Raw genomic sequence first — 16971 nt, 5'->3', positions numbered from 1 at the left:
TCGGCCGTCCACGCGGTGATTGTCGGCAGCAAAACCCTCGCGCACGATGATGCTACCGCCAGCGATTCCCGCGTCGGGGTACGCAGGCTGGATGCCCGCGTGACGAGTCGCCCCCGCAGCCCGCACCTCGCCGGCCACACCTCGCCGGCCGCACCAACCCTACAACAATTTATCGAGCGTAATCGGCAACGCGCGGATCCGCTTGCCGGTCGCGTGATACACGGCATTCGCCACTGCCGCCGCCACGCCGGTGATGCCGATTTCGCCGATGCCCTTGGCGCCGAGCGGATTCACGTGCGGATCCTCTTCTTCGACCACCTGCACATCGATATGGCCGATATCCGCATTCACCGGCACGTGGTATTCCGCCAGGTTGCCGTTGACGGCGCGGCCGTTGCGCGGGTCGATCACGGTTTCCTCGAGCAGCGCCATGCCCAGGCCGCCGACGATGCCGCCCATCAGCTGGCTGTGCCCGGTCTTCGCGTTCATGAGTTTCCCCACGCCGTACACGCCGACCACGCGCGGCACCCGCACTTCGCCCAGCGCTTCGTCCACATGGACTTCGACGAACACCGCACCAAAAGCGTGCATCGAGAACTGCTTGCTGGCGTCGCCCGGTTCGGCCTCGGCCATGGCTTCCACCGGCCCACCGCCATGGCGCCCGACGATGCTTGCCATCGCCTCGCGCCGGGATGGATCGGCACGCAGGAACAGTTCGCCATCCTGTGCATCGACCTCGTCGGCGGTGACGCCGTACAGTGGCGAGCGTTCGTCCGCCACCGCGATGCCGATCAGTTTCAGGCGCAAGGCGCCACCCGCCGCCAGCACCGCCGACCCCACGCTCGCGACGGTTGTCGAGCCGCCGGACACGGGAGCCTCGGGCAATTGCGAATTGCCCAGCTCGAAACGGACGCGCGCGACCGGCACGCCCAGGCCATCGGCGGCGATCTGCGTCATGACGGTATAGGTGCCGGTGCCCAGGTCCTGGGTACTCGAGCGGAACACGACACTCCCGTCAGGCGCCATCGTGGCCGAACAGGCGCCCTTGGAACGGTTGGTCGGATAGGTGGCCGTCGCCATGCCCCAGCCAACCAGCTTATCGCCTTCGCGCATCGAACGCGGCTGCGGGTTGCGCCGGCTCCAGCCGAAGCGCTCGGCGCCGACTTCGTAGCACTGGCGCAGCGATTTGCTGGAGAACGGCAAATCCTTGCCCGGATCGCGCTCGGTATAGTTTTGCAGGCGCAGCTGCAGCGGGTCGATGCCGAGTTCATGGGCCAGTTCGTCCATGCCTGACTCCAGCGCGAACGACCCCGAGGCTTCACCGGGCGCACGCATGAAGGTCGGCGTGCCCAGGTGCATGCGCGCCAGGCGGTGCGAGGTTTCCTGGTTCGGCACTGCGTACATCATGCGCGTCATCAGCCCGCAAGGCTCGATCCAGTCTTCGATCATCGAGGTGTAGGCGACGGTGTCATGGGCGCTGCCGGTGAGGCGGCCGTCGCCCATCGCCGCCAGGCGCATGCGCTGCTCGGTGACCGGACGCTGGCCGACCGGGCCAAACATCTGGTTGCGGTCGAGCACCAGGCGCACCGGCCGGCCCGCCATTTTTGCCGCCATGGCGGCCAGCACCACGTGCGACCACACCGAGCCCTTGCAGCCGAAGCCGCCGCCCACATACGGACACAGCACGGTGACGTTTTCCGGGTCGATGCCGAGCGTGCCCGCCACGGTGCGCTGCACGCCCTTCATGTACTGGGTCGAGTCGTACAGCGTCAGGTGTTCGCCGTCCCAGGCCGCAATCGTCGCGTGCGGCTCGATCGGGTTGTGGTGCTCGATCGGCGTGCGGTAAGTGACGTCGATGCGACTGCTGCCGGCCAGCAGGCCCGTCTGCAAATCGCCACGTTTCGTGTCCGGCTTTTGCGTGAGCACTTTTTCTGGAGGATGCACGTGCTGCTTCGCTTCCTCGAAGTCGAGCAGGGCCGGCTTGTGCTCGTACTCGACACGCAGGCGCGCCGCCGCCTCGCGCGCGGCCTCGAAGGTTTCGGCGACGACAACGGCGATCGGCTGGTTGTTGTAGTGGACGTCGGCGTCCTGCAGCAGCGACAGCACGCGGCCGATCGGCGGCGATACCTTGCCGGCCCTGGTCTCGCGCGGCAGCCGCAGCACGTTTTCATGGCTCATCACCAGCAGCAGGCCCGGCACCTGCTGCGCGTCGCTGCTGTCGATCCGCTTGACGCGTCCGTTCGGGATGGTGCTGGTAACGAGCACCGCATGGGCCAGGTTATCGACCGGGTGCTCGGCCGAGTAGCGCGCCGCGCCGCTGACCTTGTCCCAGCCGTCGGTACGATTCATGGGTGCGCCGATGCTGTTCATGCGCGTCCTCCCGCAATGCGCAGTGCCCGGGCGATGGCACGCGGCACCAGCTCGACCTTGAAGGCATTATGGACATAGGGCTGGGCGCCGGCCACGGCAGCCGCGCCGGCACGCGCGATCGCATCCTCACTCAAGGGCTGGCCACGCAGCAGGTCCTCCGCCTCGACGGCCCGCCATGGTTTATGGGCGACGCCGCCCAGCACCAGGCGCAGGTCGCGCACGACATCACACTGCAAGTCGAGGACGGTCGCCACCGACACCAGCGCGAAGGCATAGCTGGCGCGGTCGCGCACTTTTACATAATGCGATTGCGCGGCAAACGGCGGCGGCAGGTCGATGGCCGTGATCAGTTCGCCCGGTGCGATGACGGTGTCAAACTGCGGCTGATCGCCCGGCAGGCGGTGGAAATCAGCCATCGGCACCACACGTTCGCCATCCGGCCCCGCCAGGCGCACCCTCGCGTCCAGCGCCACCAGGGCCACGGCCATGTCCGAGGGGTTGGTGGCGATGCAGGACGGACTGGCACCAAGAATGGCGTGGATGCGATTGAAACCGTCGATGGCCGCGCAGCCGGAACCAGGCACGCGCTTGTTGCAGTGTTCGAAAGCAGGATCGGTGAAGTAATAGCAGCGCGTGCGCTGCAGCAGGTTGCCGCCCACGGTGGCCATGTTGCGCAACTGCGCCGTGGCACCGTTCAGGATCGCTTCCGACAGCACGCGATAGCGCGTGCGCACCAGCGGGTGATTCGCCGCGACCGTGTTGCTGGCCATCGCACCGATGCGCAGTCCGCCGTCGGTCAATTCCTCGACCCCGTTCAGCGCCAGCCGGCTGACGTCGACCAGGCGCACCGGCCGCTCGATGCCGCTCTTGTACAGGTCGAGCAAATTGGTGCCGCCGCCGATGTACTTGCTGCCGGGCTCGCTGCCCAGTTCGATCGCGTGGGCGAGGTCGCGCGCCCGTTCATAGCTCAGTGAATGCACGCTGCCTCCCTCATTGACCGGCGACGCTGGCCGCAGTGCGGATTGCCGCGACGATGTTCTGGTAGGCGCCGCAGCGGCACAGGTTGCCGCTCATGCGCTCACGGATTTCCTCCTCGCTGAGTTGCACCAGCCGCTCGCCGCGCGTGACGGCGCTGGCTTGCCCTTCAGCCAGTTCGCGCAGCAGCGCCACCGTCGAGCACACCTGGCCGGGCGTGCAATAGCCGCACTGGAAAGCGTCGTGGTCCATGAAGGCTTGCTGCACCGGGTGCGGCTTGTCACCCTGCGCCAGCCCCTCCACGGTGGTGATCTCGCGGCCGTCGTGCATCACCGCCAGCGTCAGGCAGGAATTGATGCGCTGGCCATCGACGAGCACGGTACAGGCGCCGCACTGGCCGCGGTCGCAACCTTTCTTGGTACCGGTCAGCCCGATACGATCGCGCAGCGCGTCGAGCAGGCTGACGCGCGGCTCGACCAGTAGCTGGTGGTCTGTCCCGTTAATGCGCAGGGTCAGAGGCTGCGGTGGAACGTAGGGCGGCGCCTGCTGCGCCATGGCATGTTGATCGTCGTCTGGCATGGTCTTCTCGTCGGTTGGATGGATCCGGGACGTGGTGCACCTGCGGCCCGCCGCAATGCGCCTGCTGGTTATCCTTTCACGCAGACAATCTGCTTCAGGGTATGCACCACCTCCACCAGTTCGCTTTGCGCCCGCATGACGGCATCGATGTCCTTGTAGGCCATCGGGATTTCGTCGATCACGGCATCGTCCTTGCGTGATTCGACGCCCTGCGTGGCGCGTTCCATGTCGGCGCGGGTAAAGCGCCGCTTGGCTTCGGTGCGGCTCATCAGGCGGCCGGCCCCATGGCTGCAGCTATTGAAACTTTCCGGGTTACCCTTGCCGCGCACGATGAAGCTCTTTGCGCCCATCGACCCAGGAATGATGCCCAATTCGCCGGTGCGCGCCGAGACCGCACCTTTGCGCGTGATCATCACGTCGCGGCCGAAGTGGCGCTCTTGCTGCACATAGTTGTGATGGCAATTGACCGCCTCGACATGGGTCTCGAAGGGCTTTGGAATCACGGCACGTACCGCGTGGATCAGGTTCTGCATCATCACGTCGCGGTTGGTGCGCGCGAACTTCTGCGCCCAGCCGACGGCTTCCACGTAATCGTCGTAGTGCTGGGTGCCCTCCTGCAGGTAGGCCAGGTCGTCGTCGGGCAAGTTCACCATGTGGCGGCGCATGTCCTGCTTGGCCAGTTCGATGAAATGGGTGCCGATCGCGTTGCCGACTCCGCGCGAGCCGGAGTGCAGCATCAACCACACAAAATTGTCTTCATCGAGGCAGATCTCGACGAAATGGTTGCCGCTGCCGAGCGTGCCGAGATGCTTGTAGTTGTTCGTGCCGCGCAGTTTCGGCCACTTGCGGCACAGCGCGTCGAATTCGTCCTTCAGTTTCGCCCAGCCGGCGTCGACGGGCGGCGGCGGGCGGTCCCATGAGCCGACGTCGCGCCCTCTTGCATTGCGCGTCTTCGGCGACATTCCGTGCGGAATCGCCTGTTCGATGGCGCTGCGCAGTTTGCCCAGGCTGTCGGGCAAGTCAGTCGCACGCAGCGTGGTTTTTGCCGCCATCATGCCGCAGCCGATGTCGACCCCAACCGCGGCCGGGATCACCGCGCCCAGCGTCGGAATCACGCTGCCGATGGTCGAGCCCTTGCCAATGTGCACGTCGGGCATGACAGCCACGTGGTGGTAAACGAAAGGCAACTCGGCCAGTTTGGCGAGCTGGTCCTTGGCACCGGGTTCGACGGGCACGCCGCGCGTCCACATCTTGACCGGTTTGACGGTCGACCTGGCACTTGCGCCGGTGTCGAGCAGTTCGTATTCGGGTTGCTTCATTGCAGGAAGGGTGAAAACGACATGAATTCATCATCGCCGATTTCGCAAAAACGGGGAGTCCGGGAGAGTCCCGCTGTGTCGGCCGCCGACCTGTCTTCCAGGTGCTGTGTTGCAAGGCAAGAATGACGCGTTCTATACTGGCCGCGGCGCCGGCGCCTGCCGGCCCCCACCTGGACTCCATGCATGCGTAAACTTCTTCTGCTCGCTCCCCTGTTGCTGGCCGGTTGCGTCGACGATTCGGCCACCTATTACATCGAAGGGAACCAGCACGCGCTGACGGTGCGTGCGCGGCAGGAGCAGTTCTGGAAGAAGGACGTCACGCTGGAGCTGATTGCCGCGCGCATGCCGGATTGCCAGCGCCGCATCGAACTGGGCAGGCTGCCGATGTCGGACGTGGACCTGGAATTGTTCGCCTCCGGCGAGAACATCTATACGCTGCGTGCGGGCGAACAGGCATGGCGGGTGGAAACGCAGGGCTGCAGCAAAATGGACGCGCCGGAACAGGTTACCGGGCAGCCGCTCGGCCTGTTCCACCTCGACGAGAACAAGAAGCTGGTGTTCGAGGAAGCGGCGGCGCCAACGACGCAGTAGGGATACAGCGCGCCCGGGGTGTATGGCTCAGCGCTAAGGACGGATCCAGCCGCGCGCGATCGGCAAAGCCAGTACACGGCGGTAAATCGAACGCATCAGCGGCACCAGCATGGCCGCCAGCGCCAGGCCGAAGCGGCCATTGGCCAGCAGCGCGCCCACCAGCGACACCACCAAGGCCATTGCCATGTCCAGCGGCCAATGCACGCCCAGGAAAACGCGGGCCCAGGCCACCACCACGGCCAGTCCCAGGAGGACATAGCCGAAGCGGCGCGCCTCGCCCACGCTGCTCAGCACCAGAGCCAGTGCCACCGAGAACATGCCGGTCGCGTGGTCGCTCGGAAAGGAACTGTCCGGTGCGTGATGCAGGAAAGTCTGACCGACCCCGACCATGAAGGGACGCGGATGGAACCACATCAGGCCGATGACTTTGCTCAGCGTGAAGGCAACGATGGCCGCCAGCAGCGCGCGTACGGCCGCTTCGCGCTGTGCCGCCGTGCCATTGGTCCACATCAGCACCAGGCCCAGCGGCACCGCCAGGACGATCCACTCGGCAGCAAACAGGGCGCCGTGCAGGCGCCAGCCCGCGAGGCCAGGAGCGGCGTTAATAAAGGAAAACAGGAACTGGTTCAGGTGATCGAACATGGCTGGATGCAATAAAGACAATAGTCCAGCTTAGCCCAGCCGGCAGATGCGCACGATTCGAAATCGCAACAGATTGTGACAAGCGGCGTGCAGTGGTGAAAAGCTCTGTCGCAGCGCAGACAAACGCGTTCGATGAAGGGAACTTTTGTGGCTAACAGTGCACACAGCCGCTGAGACACTGCACGCGCCTGGGCATGCGCAGCATCGGGACGGCTGCCTCTGCGCCGCCCTCGGTATCCGGAAACCTCCGCTCAGTGCGGCCTCAGCAGCCTGTGCAATTGCGCGATCTCGGCATCGCGGCCGATGCGGTCGAGCGTCTGCTCGAGCAGGGTGCGATCGCCCTCGCGCAGCATCGTCCATTGGGTGAAATACTCGTGCACGGTGCGCCAGGGAGGGAATTCACGCGGCAGGCTGCGCCAGGCGATGCCCGTGTGCAGGAAATACAGCACCGCGCAATACACATCGTAGAGGTCATGCTTGCGCGGGCGCGTCTTGCGCCGTGCCGCTTCGAGCATGTCGCGCACGAGCTCGAACTGCTCGCGTGGAATATCGCTGGGGAATTCGGGCCTGGCCATGTCGTCGCCCCAAAATCCCTTTGAGGGCGAAGTTCCGGAACAGGTTCCCGAACTGCAGCGCCGGCCCGCGGAAAGCTGTTCGGCCAGGGCCGGCAGGGGTGCAGGTCAGTCGCGTGCGAGTGCGAGGAATTCGGTACGCAGCGCCAGGTTCGGCTGCAATTCGCCCAGCATGCAGGAGGTGATGGTTTCTTCGCCCTGGGTACGGATGCCGCGGCTTTCCATGCACATGTGGCGGCACTTGACGACCACGCCGACCGCCTTCGGTTCCAGCACTTCCATCAGCGCGTTGGCGATCTGCATCGTCATGCGCTCCTGCACCTGCAGGCGCTTCGAGAAAATGTCGACCAGGCGGGTCAGCTTCGACAGGCCGACGATCTTCCCGTTCGGCAGGTAGCCGACGGTGGCCTTGCCGAAGAATGGCGCCAGGTGGTGTTCGCAATGACTGTAGACCGGGATGCCGCGCACCACGATCAATTCGTTGTATTGCTCGGCACCGTCCTCGAAGGCTTTCAGGACTTCGACCGGGTTCTGGTCGTAGCCGGAAGTCCAGTGCTTCCAGGCTTTGGCAACGCGCGCAGGCGTTTCGTGCAGGCCAGGGCGGTTCGGATCCTCACCGAGGCTGGCCAGCAGGCGGCGCCAGTCGTGCTCGGTGAATGCTTCTTTGTCGGACATGGGGAAACCTTGGAAAGTGCGCCTGAAAAATGCGCTGAAAAATGCGATTGCCGCCAGTATATAGAAAATGCGCGAAAGCGACTGGAGGCTGCCATTTTCTTGAGCAAACCGAACTCAACGCTGACAAGCTTGGGCTAGCGTGAATCCGTTCTCATGCGACGGAGGCGGCCTATGTTCGGAAGCTCGGTACTGGAATTGGCAATCGGTTTGACGTTCTGCTATGGCACGGTGGCGCTGATCGTGACCACGGTGCAGGAGGCACTGGCGGCGGCTTTTCGCCTGCGCGCCAATACGCTGCTGGCCGGCATCAAAAGCATGCTGAACGACCCACGCTTCGAGGCGCTGGCGCAGGCCGTGTATGCCCATCCGCTCGTCAATCCGCACAGCGACGGCAGCACGGTCGCCGAACCGGCGCTTGCGGCGCGCCCATCCTATATCGAACCGGCGCACTTCGCGATCGCGCTGATCGACAGCATCCAGCAGGTACCAGGCAACTTCGCGCGGCTCGGCGCGGATATCGATGCCGTCAGCGACCCGCAGGTACGGCGCGCACTGCACGCCCTGCACGCGCGCGCCGGTGGCGACCTGGAGCGCTTCCAGCGCCTGGTCGCCGGCTGGTTCGACAATGCGATGCAGCGCGTGTCGGGCAGCTACAAACGGCGCCAGCTCCTGATTTCCTTCCTGGTCTCGCTGCTGCTGGCGATCCTGTTCAATATCGACAGTATCGCCCTGTTCCGCACCCTGTGGCAGCAGCCTCAGCTGGCCGCGCACATCGGCGCCGTGCCCAGCGCGCTGGACGCGCAAACCCTGCGCCAGCTGTGGGCCCTGCCGATCGGCTGGCAAAGCTTTCCGCCGGTCCTGAATGCCGCTTTCGCGCTGCAGGTGGCGGGCTGGATCGTGACGGCCGCCACGACGCTGTTCGGCGCCCCGTTCTGGTTCGACCTGCTGCAGCGCGCGGTGCAGCTGCGCGGTACCGGCGCGCGCCCCGACGACAGCGCGCGGGTGGAGCTCGTGCCGTCGTTCGCACCAGCCCCGGCCGGCGCACAGGTCGGCAGCGTCGCGCTGGAAGTGCGTGGCGCGCCGGCCTTGCCGCCAGCGGTGCAGTAATCCTCGCAGCTCGACAAAGTGCGCACGGCAAGGCGCGGCGGCACCGCAGTACGCCGCCGCGCAGCCAGCGGCTTATATGCGTCGCGCCTAGCGTCCCGGTGGCCGGTGCGCGTCGACCAGCACGCTCGACACCGACACCTGCGGCACGCGCTCGGGCCACTCATCATCCGGTCCGAACCAGCGCGCCTCGGCAATCTCGGTGGGATCGACGCGGATCTCGCCACCCGCGTAGTCGGCCGTAAAAGCGATCATCAACGAATGCGGGAAGGGCCATGACTGGCTCGCGAAATACTGCAGGTTCCTCACCTGCAATCCTACCTCCTCGTACACCTCGCGGTGGATCGCTTCCTCGATCGATTCGCCCGCTTCCAGGAATCCCGCCAGCGGCGTGAAGCGTTTCGTGGGCGAGGCCACGTGCATCGCCAGCAGCACCGCGTCGCCCTTGCGGATCAGGACCATCATCGCCGGCGAAATGCGCGGGTAGGCCAGGTGCCCGCAATGGGCGCACCTGAAGCTGCGTTCGTGCAGCACGCGCGCCATCGGATGGGCGCAAGCGCCGCAGAAACGGTGCGTGCGCGCCCATTCGGCGATCTGCGCGGCGCGCCCGGCCACGCCCATCAGCTGCTCGTCGAAGGCGCCGAACAGCAGCGAACGCAGGCCGTGCCAGGCGTAGCCTTCGAGCGCCGCCTCCTGGTCGAGCCAGCCCGCCTGGCAATAGCGCTCGCCGAGCAGGCCGACCGGCTGGACCTGGGCCGGGTCGAGCCCGATTTGCGCCAGGGCCGCGGCGTCCGGCAGGGCCAGGTCGTGTTCGCGCACGAGCAGGCGCCCGCCATGGAACAGGAAAGTCAGGGGGCGTCGTGTTGCTGGGGCGCCATCAGCGGCGTGAAGGTCGGGGGCGTTTGCAGCATCGTCGGTCACGGATGAGGATTCAAGCTTCCATCATACCGTGCCGGACCGGCGCGTGCCGACGCTGCGCTGCTCAGGGATGGCCAGCGTCTTGCCGAGTTCGTGCGCCATCTGCAGGTGCCCGGCCAGCGCCTCGCCGATCTGCCCTGCCAGCGCGCGAATCTCGCTGTCGCGCTGGTCCAGCGCATGCTGGCGGAACAGCTTGACGTCGCGTTCGTGCAGGTCGATGTTGTACTGGATCCAGCGCTGCTCGAAGTCGCGCCCGGACAGGCTGGCCAATTCCTCGACCGTCATTTCCTGCTCCGGCCGGATGGTCTGCGGTGTCGGCAGGCCCTTGCGCGCGGCCAGTTGTTCGATGTCGCGGCCCATGCGGCCGTGCTCGTCGATCATCGCCTGGGCAAAGGCGTGCACCGCGTCCTTGCCGGATTTTTCGAGCGCCAGTTCGCAGACCTGGATCTCCGCCATCGCATCCTGCATGGCCAGCACCAGGAAGGCATCGCTGCCGTCCCGGGGCAGTCCACCCGTCGGCGTGCCGGCCACGGACGCACCGTCGGCGCCGGAGGACCACGGCGCGCCACCCGGCAGCAGGCGCCCGAGGGCCTGGCTGACATCGGCCGGCGTCTGGTACGCGTCGCCAGGCAATTGCTCGATCGAGGCACAGAGCGCTTCGTCGGCGCCCATGCTGCGCGCACTGTCGAGCAGCGCCGCGCGCGACACCGGGTAGTCGACTCCCTTCAGGTATTTCCGGACCTGGACCGGATTGAGCGACGCCATGGTCCTCCCCCGTTTGGCGTGGGCACGCACTTTCTCAGACCGTGTTTGCGCGTCCGGGTTTCCGAGGCCGGCGCGCCGTGTGGCCGCGTCCGCTGCCTGACCGCATCGCGCCGGCATGGCTGAACTAATCCCAGCTCATCATGCTCAAAGAGTCACTGGATCGCTGCATCGCCCGAACAATACCGAGGAGAACACGATGAACGATGCACCCGTTGTGCTTGGCATTAACCGCACCCAGGACGCCAGCATCTGCCTCATGCATGGCTCGCAGCTGGCCTGGGCGATCCAGAAGGAACGGCTCACCCGAAAAAAACACCACTGGGGCAAACCAGGCGACCTGCGCGCGCATTACCTGCCCTCCCTGCCCGGCCTCGAGCGGCCGATCGACGTGCTGGTCGAATGTTATTCGTCGGATGCCGAAATCGGCTCGCTGGCCGAATACGAGGCCGAGCTGGCCGAAACCCTCGTGCTCGCCCCCGGCTGCCGCCGTGCCCGCATCTCGCACCACGTGGCCCACCTGTACAGCGTGTTCCACCCGTCGCCGTTTCGCGAAGCCGCCGTCATGATCGTCGACGGCCAGGGCAGCCCCGTCGCCGGCTTCACCGAATACTGGAGCGGTGCAAGCGAGGTACCCGGCGACTGGCGCGAAGTCTCGTCCTTCTATGTCGCCAGCCGCGAACGCTTCGCCTGCATCGACAAGCAGCTGTGGGACCGCGATGACGCCCGCCCGGCCGGGCTGGGCATGTTCTACTTCCTGCTGACCCAGGCGCTGTTTCCCGGCGAAGGCAACGAGGGCAAGGTGATGGGCCTGGCGCCGCACGGCAATCCCCAGGCGCTGGGACTGCCCCCGCTCGCGGTCGAGGGCTGCCGCGTCACCATCCCGCCGGCCTGGCGTGCGCTGCTGGGAGAGCGCGGCCGCTTCCTCTACGGCACGCCCGGCGTCGGCTTTTCCGATTGCGCCAACCTGGCGGCGGCCGGGCAACGCGCCTTCGAGGAAGCCCTGCTGGCCCTGGCACGCTGGCTCCATGCCGCCACCGGACTCGACAACCTGTGTTTCGCCGGCGGCACTGGCCTGAACTGTTCGGCCAACGAGCGCCTGCTGCGCGAAACCCCGTTCCGGCGCGTGTTCATTCCGCCCGCACCGAGCGACGCCGGCACCGCCCTCGGCTGCGCCATGTATGGCCTGGGCGAACTGGCCGGCCAGCCAGTGGAATTCCGCTGGACCCACGATTACCTCGGCCCGGAACCGCAGTTTGACGACATCGATACCGCGGTGGATGCGCTGCGCGACGCCCCGACCTGCTGGTCGAACGCCTGCCCGGTCGCGACGCCCTGTGCGCACGCGTGCTCGACCTGCTGTGCGCACGCAAGGTAGTGGCGCTGTACCGGGCCGCAGCGAATTCGGCCCGGCCCGCGCGCTTGGCCACCGCAGCATCCTGGGCGACCCGCGCCGCGGCTATATGCGCGACTGGATCAACGCCCGCGTCAAGGCGCGCGAGTGGTTCCGCCCGCTCGCACCGGTCGTGCTGGAAGAACAGGCCGGGGACTGGTTCGACGTGCCCGGCCCCTCCCCTTTCATGCAGTTCGCGGCACCGGTGCGGCCCGAGCGCGCCAGCACGGTGCCGGCCATTACCCACGTCGACTGTACTGCCCGCCTGCAGACGGTGGGGCCCGGCGGCGATCCCCTGCTGCGCTCGCTGCTGCTGGGCTTTGCCGAACGCACCGGGGTGCCCGTGCTCCTGAACACCTCGTTCAACGGCAAGGACGAACCGATCGTCGAAACCCCGGCCCAGGCCGTGGCATCGTTCCGGCGCATGCCCTTGCACGCGCTGGCCATGCCGCCCTACCTGCTGCGCAAGCGCATCGAGCCGGAGCTGCCCGAATGATCCGTGCCTATCCGGGCCAGGCCAGCGTCCTGCCAGGCGAGCGGCTGGTGCTGCACGTCGCCACCGACAGCCGCCGCTTTCGCGTCCACTTCCATCGCTGGCGCGACGGCTTCGAGGCCCTGCACAGTTCAAGCTGGCTGCCGGGCGAACGGGCCGGCGAGCGCGGCGCCGGCGAAGACTGGGACTGGCCGGCCTACGCGTTCGAGGTGCCGGCACACTGGCCATCCGGGGTCTACATCGCCCACCTGGAAGAGGCCAAGGGTCCGCAGCCGCTGTCGCTTGCGCTCGACAGTGCCGCTGCCCTGTTCGTCGTGCGGGCACCGGCATGCCGCGGTGCCCGTGCCGGCCTGCTCTACAAGCTGCCGCTGGCCACCTACCACGCCTACAATTTCACGGGCGGGGGCTGCTACTACAGCAACCCGCCACGCTCGATCGACCCGCCTGGCGCACGCGTATCGCTGCGGCGGCCGGGCGGCGGCATCGGCGGGCCCACCTGGGGCGCGCCGGACCACTACGACGCCACCTCGCCGCGCCAGACCTTTGCCCATTGGGACGCACGCTTCATCCGCTGGCTGGCGCGCCAGGGCTATGCGCCCGATTTCTGTACCGATCTCGACATCCACGCCGACCCGGCGCTGCCGCTGCGCTATCGCTTGCTGCTCGCGGTCGGCCACGACGAATACTGGACCGAACAGACACGCGATGCCGTCGAGGGATTTCGTCTCCTCCGGCGGCAACGCCGCCTGGTTTGCCGCCAACCTGTGCTGGTGGCGCGTCCACCTGGTCGACAAGGGCCGGGCCCTGGTCTGCCACCAGGGCGGACCGCGCGGCGCCTTCGATCACTGGTGGCCGTCCAGTGGCGCCGCCCGTCCGGAAGACAGCCTGGGCGGCGTCAGCTACCGTCACGGTGGCGGCTGGTGGGACGGCGCACGCCAGACGTCCGGCTTCATCGTGCAGCAGCCCGGGCACTGGGTGTTCGAGGGAACCGGCCTGAGGCATGGCGACAGCTTCGGCGCCGATACCTGGCCGCCGCTGGCTGGCTACGAATGCGACGGCGTACCGCTCGACAAATTCGACCCGACGAGCGGTGTGGCGACACTGTCGGCCTGGTCCGACCAGGACGGCACGCCCGACGACTATCAGCTGCTGGCAGCCTGCCCGCTCGATCACCGCTGGCAGGAGCTCCCCGCACGCGCGCGCCATGCGGCTGGCGAAGGCGTGCACGCGGCGACCCTCGGCCTGTTCCATCGCGGCGGCACCGTGTTCTCCAGCGGCACCACCGACTGGGCGCAGGTGCTCGCCGACGGGCGCGACCGCCGGGTCGAGCGCATCACCCGCAACGTGCTGGACCGGCTGCTGCGCTACTGAATTGCAGTGGTCGATGGCGCAGCGTCGGTGGACGGAGAAGCCGCGAAGTCGGCGGCGCCGGCTGACGCCGCCCGTCAGGTTCTACAGGACACGCAAGCTTGGCACGACAGGACGATGTGGGACTCATCCATCAGACATGCATCCGAAGGAGGAAACTGTGTATCGGCGTCCGCTGTTTCACCGGCTCGACATCGAGTCCGTCGTCGTGTTTCGCGCGCTGCACCTGGGCGACATGCTGTGCGCCGTGCCCGCCCTGCGTGCCTTGCGCGCTTCGCTGCCAAAGGCCCGGGTCACCCTGGTCGGCCTGCCCTGGGCGCGCCAGTTCGCGCAGCGCTTTCGCAGCTATATCGACGACTTCGTTCCTTTCCCTGGCCACCCCAAGCTGCCCGAGCAGGAGGTCCGCCACGAGGCGCTGACGCCTTTCTATGCCGACATGTGCTCGCGCCGCTTTTCGCTGGCGCTGCAACTGCATGGCAATGGCCTCGTCTCCAACGAGATCGTCGCCGGCTTCGGCGCCGGCACCATGGCCGGCTATTGCCGCGACGAGCCGGTCGCCACCGAACACACCGTCCTGTTCCCCTATCCTGAACTGGGTGCCGAGTCCGAGCGGCTGCTGAGCCTTGTTGAACGCCTGGGTGCGCAAGCGGTCGGCGATTACCTGGAATTCCCGCTCGCCCAGGCAGACCGCCAGGAGCTCGAGGCCAGCGGCGTCGCCCCCGACCTGGCACCCGGCAGCTACATCTGCGTCCATCCTGGCGCCCGCAAGCGCGACAAATGCTGGCCGCCGCAACGCTTCGCCGAGGTCGCGGACCGCCTGGCCGCGGAATTCGGCGTGCGCGTGGTGCTGACCGGCTCGGCAGACGAAGCCGGACTGGCAAGCGAGGTCGCCAGCAACATGCAGGCCAAGGCAATCAATGCGGCGGCGCCGATCTCGATCGGCGCAATGGCCGCGCTGATGAAGAACGCCCGCCTGCTCGTGTGCAACGACACCGGCGTGTCTCACATTGCGGCCGGACTACGCCTGAAAAGCGTTGTCATCTTCAGCAAAGCCGATATCGCGCGCTGGGCCCCCCTCGACCGCGACCAGCACCGCTGCATCTGGGATCCCGACGCGCAGCGTTCGGCTGCCGTGCTCCAGCATGCACGCGCCTTGCTGGCCGGCACCGACCCGGGACGGCAGCGCACGGCGGGGATGTGGCCCTACTGGTAAAGACCGGAAAGCGGCCAATGCGGCGCAAACGCCAAGGAGCGCATGGCTCATCGATGCGATGCGGCCGGGTTGCCGGGCTGCCGGGCTGCCGGGGTTGCGGGTTGCAGGGTTGCGGGGTTGCGGGGTTGCGGGGTTCCGGGGTTGCGGGGTTCCGGGGTTCCGGGGTTGCGGGGTTCCGGGGTTGCGGGGTTGCGGGTTGCAGGGGTTGCGGGGTTGCGGGGTTGCAGGGTTGCGGGGTTGCGGGGCTGCAGGGCTGCAGGGCTGCAGGGGCTGCGGGGTTGCGGGGCTGCGGGGCTGCGGGGTTGCGGGGCTGCGGGGCTGCCGCCATGTTAGCCGGTGTCGATACACTGATCACGATGGCCCGGCGCTACCTCACGATGGCCCGGCACCCGCCTGCGCCAGCACGTCGCTCGCCAATACCACTACCTGCTCGACCGGCACGTCGGCGACGAAACTGGTGTCGTGCGCGCAACGGCTGCTCAGGTTGGGCAGGCCGCAGACGGGGCAATCCGTGCGCAGGGATAGGGCCAGCCGCAACAGGTGGGGCCGGAGCGGCATGCCGTCGATCAGGTTCGTCAGCCAGAAAATCCCGACGCACGGTGTGCCGATTGCCAGCGCCAGGTGCAGTGGACCGGTGTCGTTCGACACCACGCAGGTGGCACGCTCGATCAATCCGCACAGGCCGCCCAGGTCCAGCTTGCCGGACAGGTCGAGCGCCGGTGCGCGCATGGCACCGATCACGGCGCGCACCCGCGGTGCTTCGGCGGCCGTGCCGTTGACGGCGATGCGTGCCCCGAGTACGGCCAGCGCGTCGCCGACAGCGGCAAAGGATGCCGGCGGCCAGCAACGGCGCGGATCGGTCGAGCCGGGCTGCAGCAGCACCAGCGGTGCCTCATCCGGCCCGGCCCCGGCACTATGCTTGCGAGGGCAGCGGGAAGCCCCGCGAGATGTTGCAGCTGGTGTTGCGTCCCGCATCGAGCCGCGAACCTGGACGGGAGGTGGGCCGGGGACCGGATCGGAAAGCGGACCAGGAACTGGGCTGGGAATCGAGCCGGCGATCGGAGCCGGGACTGGAGCCGGGACCGGAGCGCGGATCGGGCCTGGCCACGGGCTGGAAGTCCAGCCGGTAACCGGCTCGACAACCGGGCAGGAATTCGGGCCGCACGCTGGGCCGGAGATGGGAACGCAACCTGGCGTGTGAAGCGAACCAGGCCCCGGGCGACCAGCCTCGCCACGCGTTGTCCCAGGCCTTGGGCCAGAACCCATGCCGGGAAGTGAGCCGGAAATCGGGCCGTCAATCGAGCCGGGAGCTGCGCCGGCGACTGCATCGATCGCGCGCCCAGGAGCAGCGCCGACAGGCATCGCCGGCATCCCTTCCAGCACGCATGCCGCCGCATGCCGGTCTTCCTGCGTCACCGCCAGCTCCTGACCCATCACCAGCCCACCGGCTCCCGCCAATGCAGCGATATCGAGCAGGGCCAGGCGCCGATTGGTCGGTTCCGTGTAGCGCACCCAGCGGTCCAGCGGCTCAGCGTCCTCGGCGCGGGCACCGATCGTCACCCGCGCGCCGAATGCCCTCACCAGCGGATTGGCGTAACGGCCGCCACCGTACATCTGGCAGGCGAGGTCGAAGTCTTCAGCGCGCATGACCTCTCGACAAATGCATGGCGGGCACCGTCGTCGGGAGCGTCCGGCGCCAGGCCGATGCCGGCCATCGGCGGCACCACCAGTACCCGGTCCACTGGCCCCGGGCGATGCGCCAGGAAGGCGCCATGCCAGGGCAAGCCCAGCAGTATCAGCTCAGCTTCTGGATAAGTTTGCTTGAGCGCGTGCAGGGCAGGCAGCGCGAACACGAAATCGCCCACGGCATTGGGCCGCAGTACGGCGATCTTGCGCACCCCGACGAGCTTGCCGGTGCGCCCTGGCGCCATCATGTCTCCTCCGTCGGCCGCCATGCCATCGGCAGGATGAAGCACTCAAGATGGACGGCGCGGGCA

The 16971-nt window shown here is 67.3% G+C and carries 16 protein-coding genes and 2 pseudogenes; 7 read left to right on the top strand and 11 right to left on the bottom strand.

Going from position 1 to position 16971, the window contains the following annotated elements:
* Window positions 1–159: 159 nt before the first annotated feature.
* From G4G28_RS01355 to G4G28_RS01340, 4 genes are read right to left on the bottom strand one after another with little or no spacing between them, the layout of a single operon-like run.
* A complete protein-coding gene (locus G4G28_RS01355; RefSeq protein ID WP_182990568.1) occupies window positions 160–2370 on the bottom strand; it encodes a xanthine dehydrogenase family protein molybdopterin-binding subunit in 2211 nt (736 codons plus the stop codon).
* Window positions 2367–3350 (bottom strand): xanthine dehydrogenase family protein subunit M, encoded by a 984-nt coding sequence (locus G4G28_RS01350; protein WP_182990567.1) that lies wholly within the window; start codon window positions 3348–3350, stop codon window positions 2367–2369. The genes G4G28_RS01355 and G4G28_RS01350 overlap by 4 nt, the downstream gene beginning before the upstream one ends.
* A gap of 10 nt (window positions 3351–3360) precedes the next feature.
* Complete coding sequence (locus tag G4G28_RS01345) at window positions 3361–4008, bottom strand: (2Fe-2S)-binding protein (protein WP_374011343.1); 648 nt, start codon at window positions 4006–4008, stop codon at window positions 3361–3363.
* A complete protein-coding gene (locus G4G28_RS01340; protein WP_182990565.1) occupies window positions 3993–5243 on the bottom strand; it encodes an RtcB family protein in 1251 nt (416 codons plus the stop codon). Before G4G28_RS01340 ends, G4G28_RS01345 begins: the two co-directional genes overlap by 16 nt.
* A gap of 183 nt (window positions 5244–5426) precedes the next feature.
* Between G4G28_RS01340 and G4G28_RS01335 the strand changes: the two genes are divergently transcribed.
* Entirely contained in the window at window positions 5427–5834 is a 408-nt protein-coding gene (locus tag G4G28_RS01335) for a hypothetical protein (RefSeq protein WP_229425375.1), read from the top strand.
* A gap of 33 nt (window positions 5835–5867) precedes the next feature.
* On the opposite strand, the gene G4G28_RS01330 is transcribed toward G4G28_RS01335, so the two are convergent.
* The 3 genes and pseudogenes from G4G28_RS01330 to folE form a co-directional block, all read right to left on the bottom strand.
* On the bottom strand, window positions 5868–6476 hold the full coding sequence (locus G4G28_RS01330) for a phosphatase PAP2 family protein (RefSeq protein ID WP_182990564.1): 609 nt from the start codon (window positions 6474–6476) through the stop codon (window positions 5868–5870).
* Between the two features lie 299 nt (window positions 6477–6775).
* Window positions 6776–7051: pseudogene (locus G4G28_RS01325) on the bottom strand (transposase); the annotation flags it as partial.
* A gap of 105 nt (window positions 7052–7156) precedes the next feature.
* Window positions 7157–7723 (bottom strand): GTP cyclohydrolase I FolE, encoded by a 567-nt coding sequence (gene folE, locus G4G28_RS01320; RefSeq protein ID WP_182990562.1) that lies wholly within the window; start codon window positions 7721–7723, stop codon window positions 7157–7159.
* Between the two features lie 171 nt (window positions 7724–7894).
* Between folE and G4G28_RS01315 the strand changes: the two genes are divergently transcribed.
* Window positions 7895–8830, top strand: coding sequence for a hypothetical protein (locus tag G4G28_RS01315; protein WP_182990561.1), 936 nt, complete (start codon window positions 7895–7897; stop codon window positions 8828–8830).
* A gap of 87 nt (window positions 8831–8917) precedes the next feature.
* Here the strand turns inward: G4G28_RS01315 and nudC are convergent, their stop codons facing one another.
* Both nudC and G4G28_RS01305 read right to left on the bottom strand, forming a co-directional pair.
* On the bottom strand, window positions 8918–9748 hold the full coding sequence (nudC, locus tag G4G28_RS01310) for an NAD(+) diphosphatase (RefSeq protein WP_308601601.1): 831 nt from the start codon (window positions 9746–9748) through the stop codon (window positions 8918–8920).
* A 21-nt stretch (window positions 9749–9769) separates the two neighbouring features.
* Window positions 9770–10510 (bottom strand): DUF4142 domain-containing protein, encoded by a 741-nt coding sequence (locus tag G4G28_RS01305; protein ID WP_182990559.1) that lies wholly within the window; start codon window positions 10508–10510, stop codon window positions 9770–9772.
* Between the two features lie 196 nt (window positions 10511–10706).
* Here G4G28_RS01305 and G4G28_RS01300 point away from each other — a divergent pair, with 196 nt between their 5' ends.
* From G4G28_RS01300 to G4G28_RS01290, 5 genes and pseudogenes are all read left to right on the top strand, one after another.
* Entirely contained in the window at window positions 10707–11885 is a 1179-nt protein-coding gene (locus tag G4G28_RS01300) for a carbamoyltransferase N-terminal domain-containing protein (RefSeq protein WP_229507847.1), read from the top strand.
* Entirely contained in the window at window positions 11869–12396 is a 528-nt protein-coding gene (locus G4G28_RS25025; protein ID WP_229507846.1) for a carbamoyltransferase C-terminal domain-containing protein, read from the top strand. Before G4G28_RS01300 ends, G4G28_RS25025 begins: the two co-directional genes overlap by 17 nt.
* Window positions 12393–13058 (top strand): annotated as a pseudogene (locus G4G28_RS27830) (N,N-dimethylformamidase beta subunit family domain-containing protein); the annotation flags it as partial. The gene G4G28_RS25025 and the pseudogene G4G28_RS27830, both read left to right, overlap by 4 nt.
* A 40-nt stretch (window positions 13059–13098) precedes the next feature.
* Entirely contained in the window at window positions 13099–13764 is a 666-nt protein-coding gene (locus tag G4G28_RS25020) for a N,N-dimethylformamidase beta subunit family domain-containing protein (protein ID WP_229507845.1), read from the top strand.
* Between the two features lie 157 nt (window positions 13765–13921).
* Entirely contained in the window at window positions 13922–14974 is a 1053-nt protein-coding gene (locus tag G4G28_RS01290) for a glycosyltransferase family 9 protein (protein ID WP_183107958.1), read from the top strand.
* A 372-nt stretch (window positions 14975–15346) separates the two neighbouring features.
* Here the strand turns inward: G4G28_RS01290 and G4G28_RS01285 are convergent, their stop codons facing one another.
* Together G4G28_RS01285 and G4G28_RS01280 are read right to left on the bottom strand one after the other, a co-directional pair.
* Window positions 15347–15856, bottom strand: coding sequence for a glycosyltransferase family 9 protein (locus tag G4G28_RS01285; RefSeq protein WP_229425372.1), 510 nt, complete (start codon window positions 15854–15856; stop codon window positions 15347–15349).
* A gap of 695 nt (window positions 15857–16551) precedes the next feature.
* Window positions 16552–16905, bottom strand: coding sequence for a glycosyltransferase family 9 protein (locus tag G4G28_RS01280; protein WP_183107957.1), 354 nt, complete (start codon window positions 16903–16905; stop codon window positions 16552–16554).
* Window positions 16906–16971: the final 66 nt, after the last annotated feature.

The sequence above is a fragment of the Massilia sp. Dwa41.01b genome (assembly GCF_014171775.1).
In the GTDB taxonomy this organism is placed as follows: domain Bacteria; phylum Pseudomonadota; class Gammaproteobacteria; order Burkholderiales; family Burkholderiaceae_D; genus Telluria.
Note: the sequence above shows the minus strand (reverse complement) of the source record. Positions and strands in the feature narration are given on the sequence as shown.

What these genes read in the sequence shown, in the direction of transcription:
- G4G28_RS01335 (WP_229425375.1), top strand. Translation starts at nt 5,427, where the DNA reads ATGCGTAAACTTCTTCTGCTCGCTCCCCTGTTGCTGGCCGGTTGCGTC.
- G4G28_RS01280 (WP_183107957.1), bottom strand. Translation starts at nt 16,905, where the DNA reads ATGGCGCCAGGGCGCACCGGCAAGCTCGTCGGGGTGCGCAAGATCGCC.
- G4G28_RS01315 (WP_182990561.1), top strand. Translation starts at nt 7,895, where the DNA reads ATGTTCGGAAGCTCGGTACTGGAATTGGCAATCGGTTTGACGTTCTGC.
- G4G28_RS25020 (WP_229507845.1), top strand. Translation starts at nt 13,099, where the DNA reads ATGCCGTCGAGGGATTTCGTCTCCTCCGGCGGCAACGCCGCCTGGTTT.
- G4G28_RS01330 (WP_182990564.1), bottom strand. Translation starts at nt 6,476, where the DNA reads ATGTTCGATCACCTGAACCAGTTCCTGTTTTCCTTTATTAACGCCGCT.
- folE (WP_182990562.1), bottom strand. Translation starts at nt 7,723, where the DNA reads ATGTCCGACAAAGAAGCATTCACCGAGCACGACTGGCGCCGCCTGCTG.
- G4G28_RS01300 (WP_229507847.1), top strand. Translation starts at nt 10,707, where the DNA reads ATGAACGATGCACCCGTTGTGCTTGGCATTAACCGCACCCAGGACGCC.
- G4G28_RS01305 (WP_182990559.1), bottom strand. Translation starts at nt 10,510, where the DNA reads ATGGCGTCGCTCAATCCGGTCCAGGTCCGGAAATACCTGAAGGGAGTC.
- G4G28_RS01355 (WP_182990568.1), bottom strand. Translation starts at nt 2,370, where the DNA reads ATGAACAGCATCGGCGCACCCATGAATCGTACCGACGGCTGGGACAAG.
- G4G28_RS01340 (WP_182990565.1), bottom strand. Translation starts at nt 5,243, where the DNA reads ATGAAGCAACCCGAATACGAACTGCTCGACACCGGCGCAAGTGCCAGG.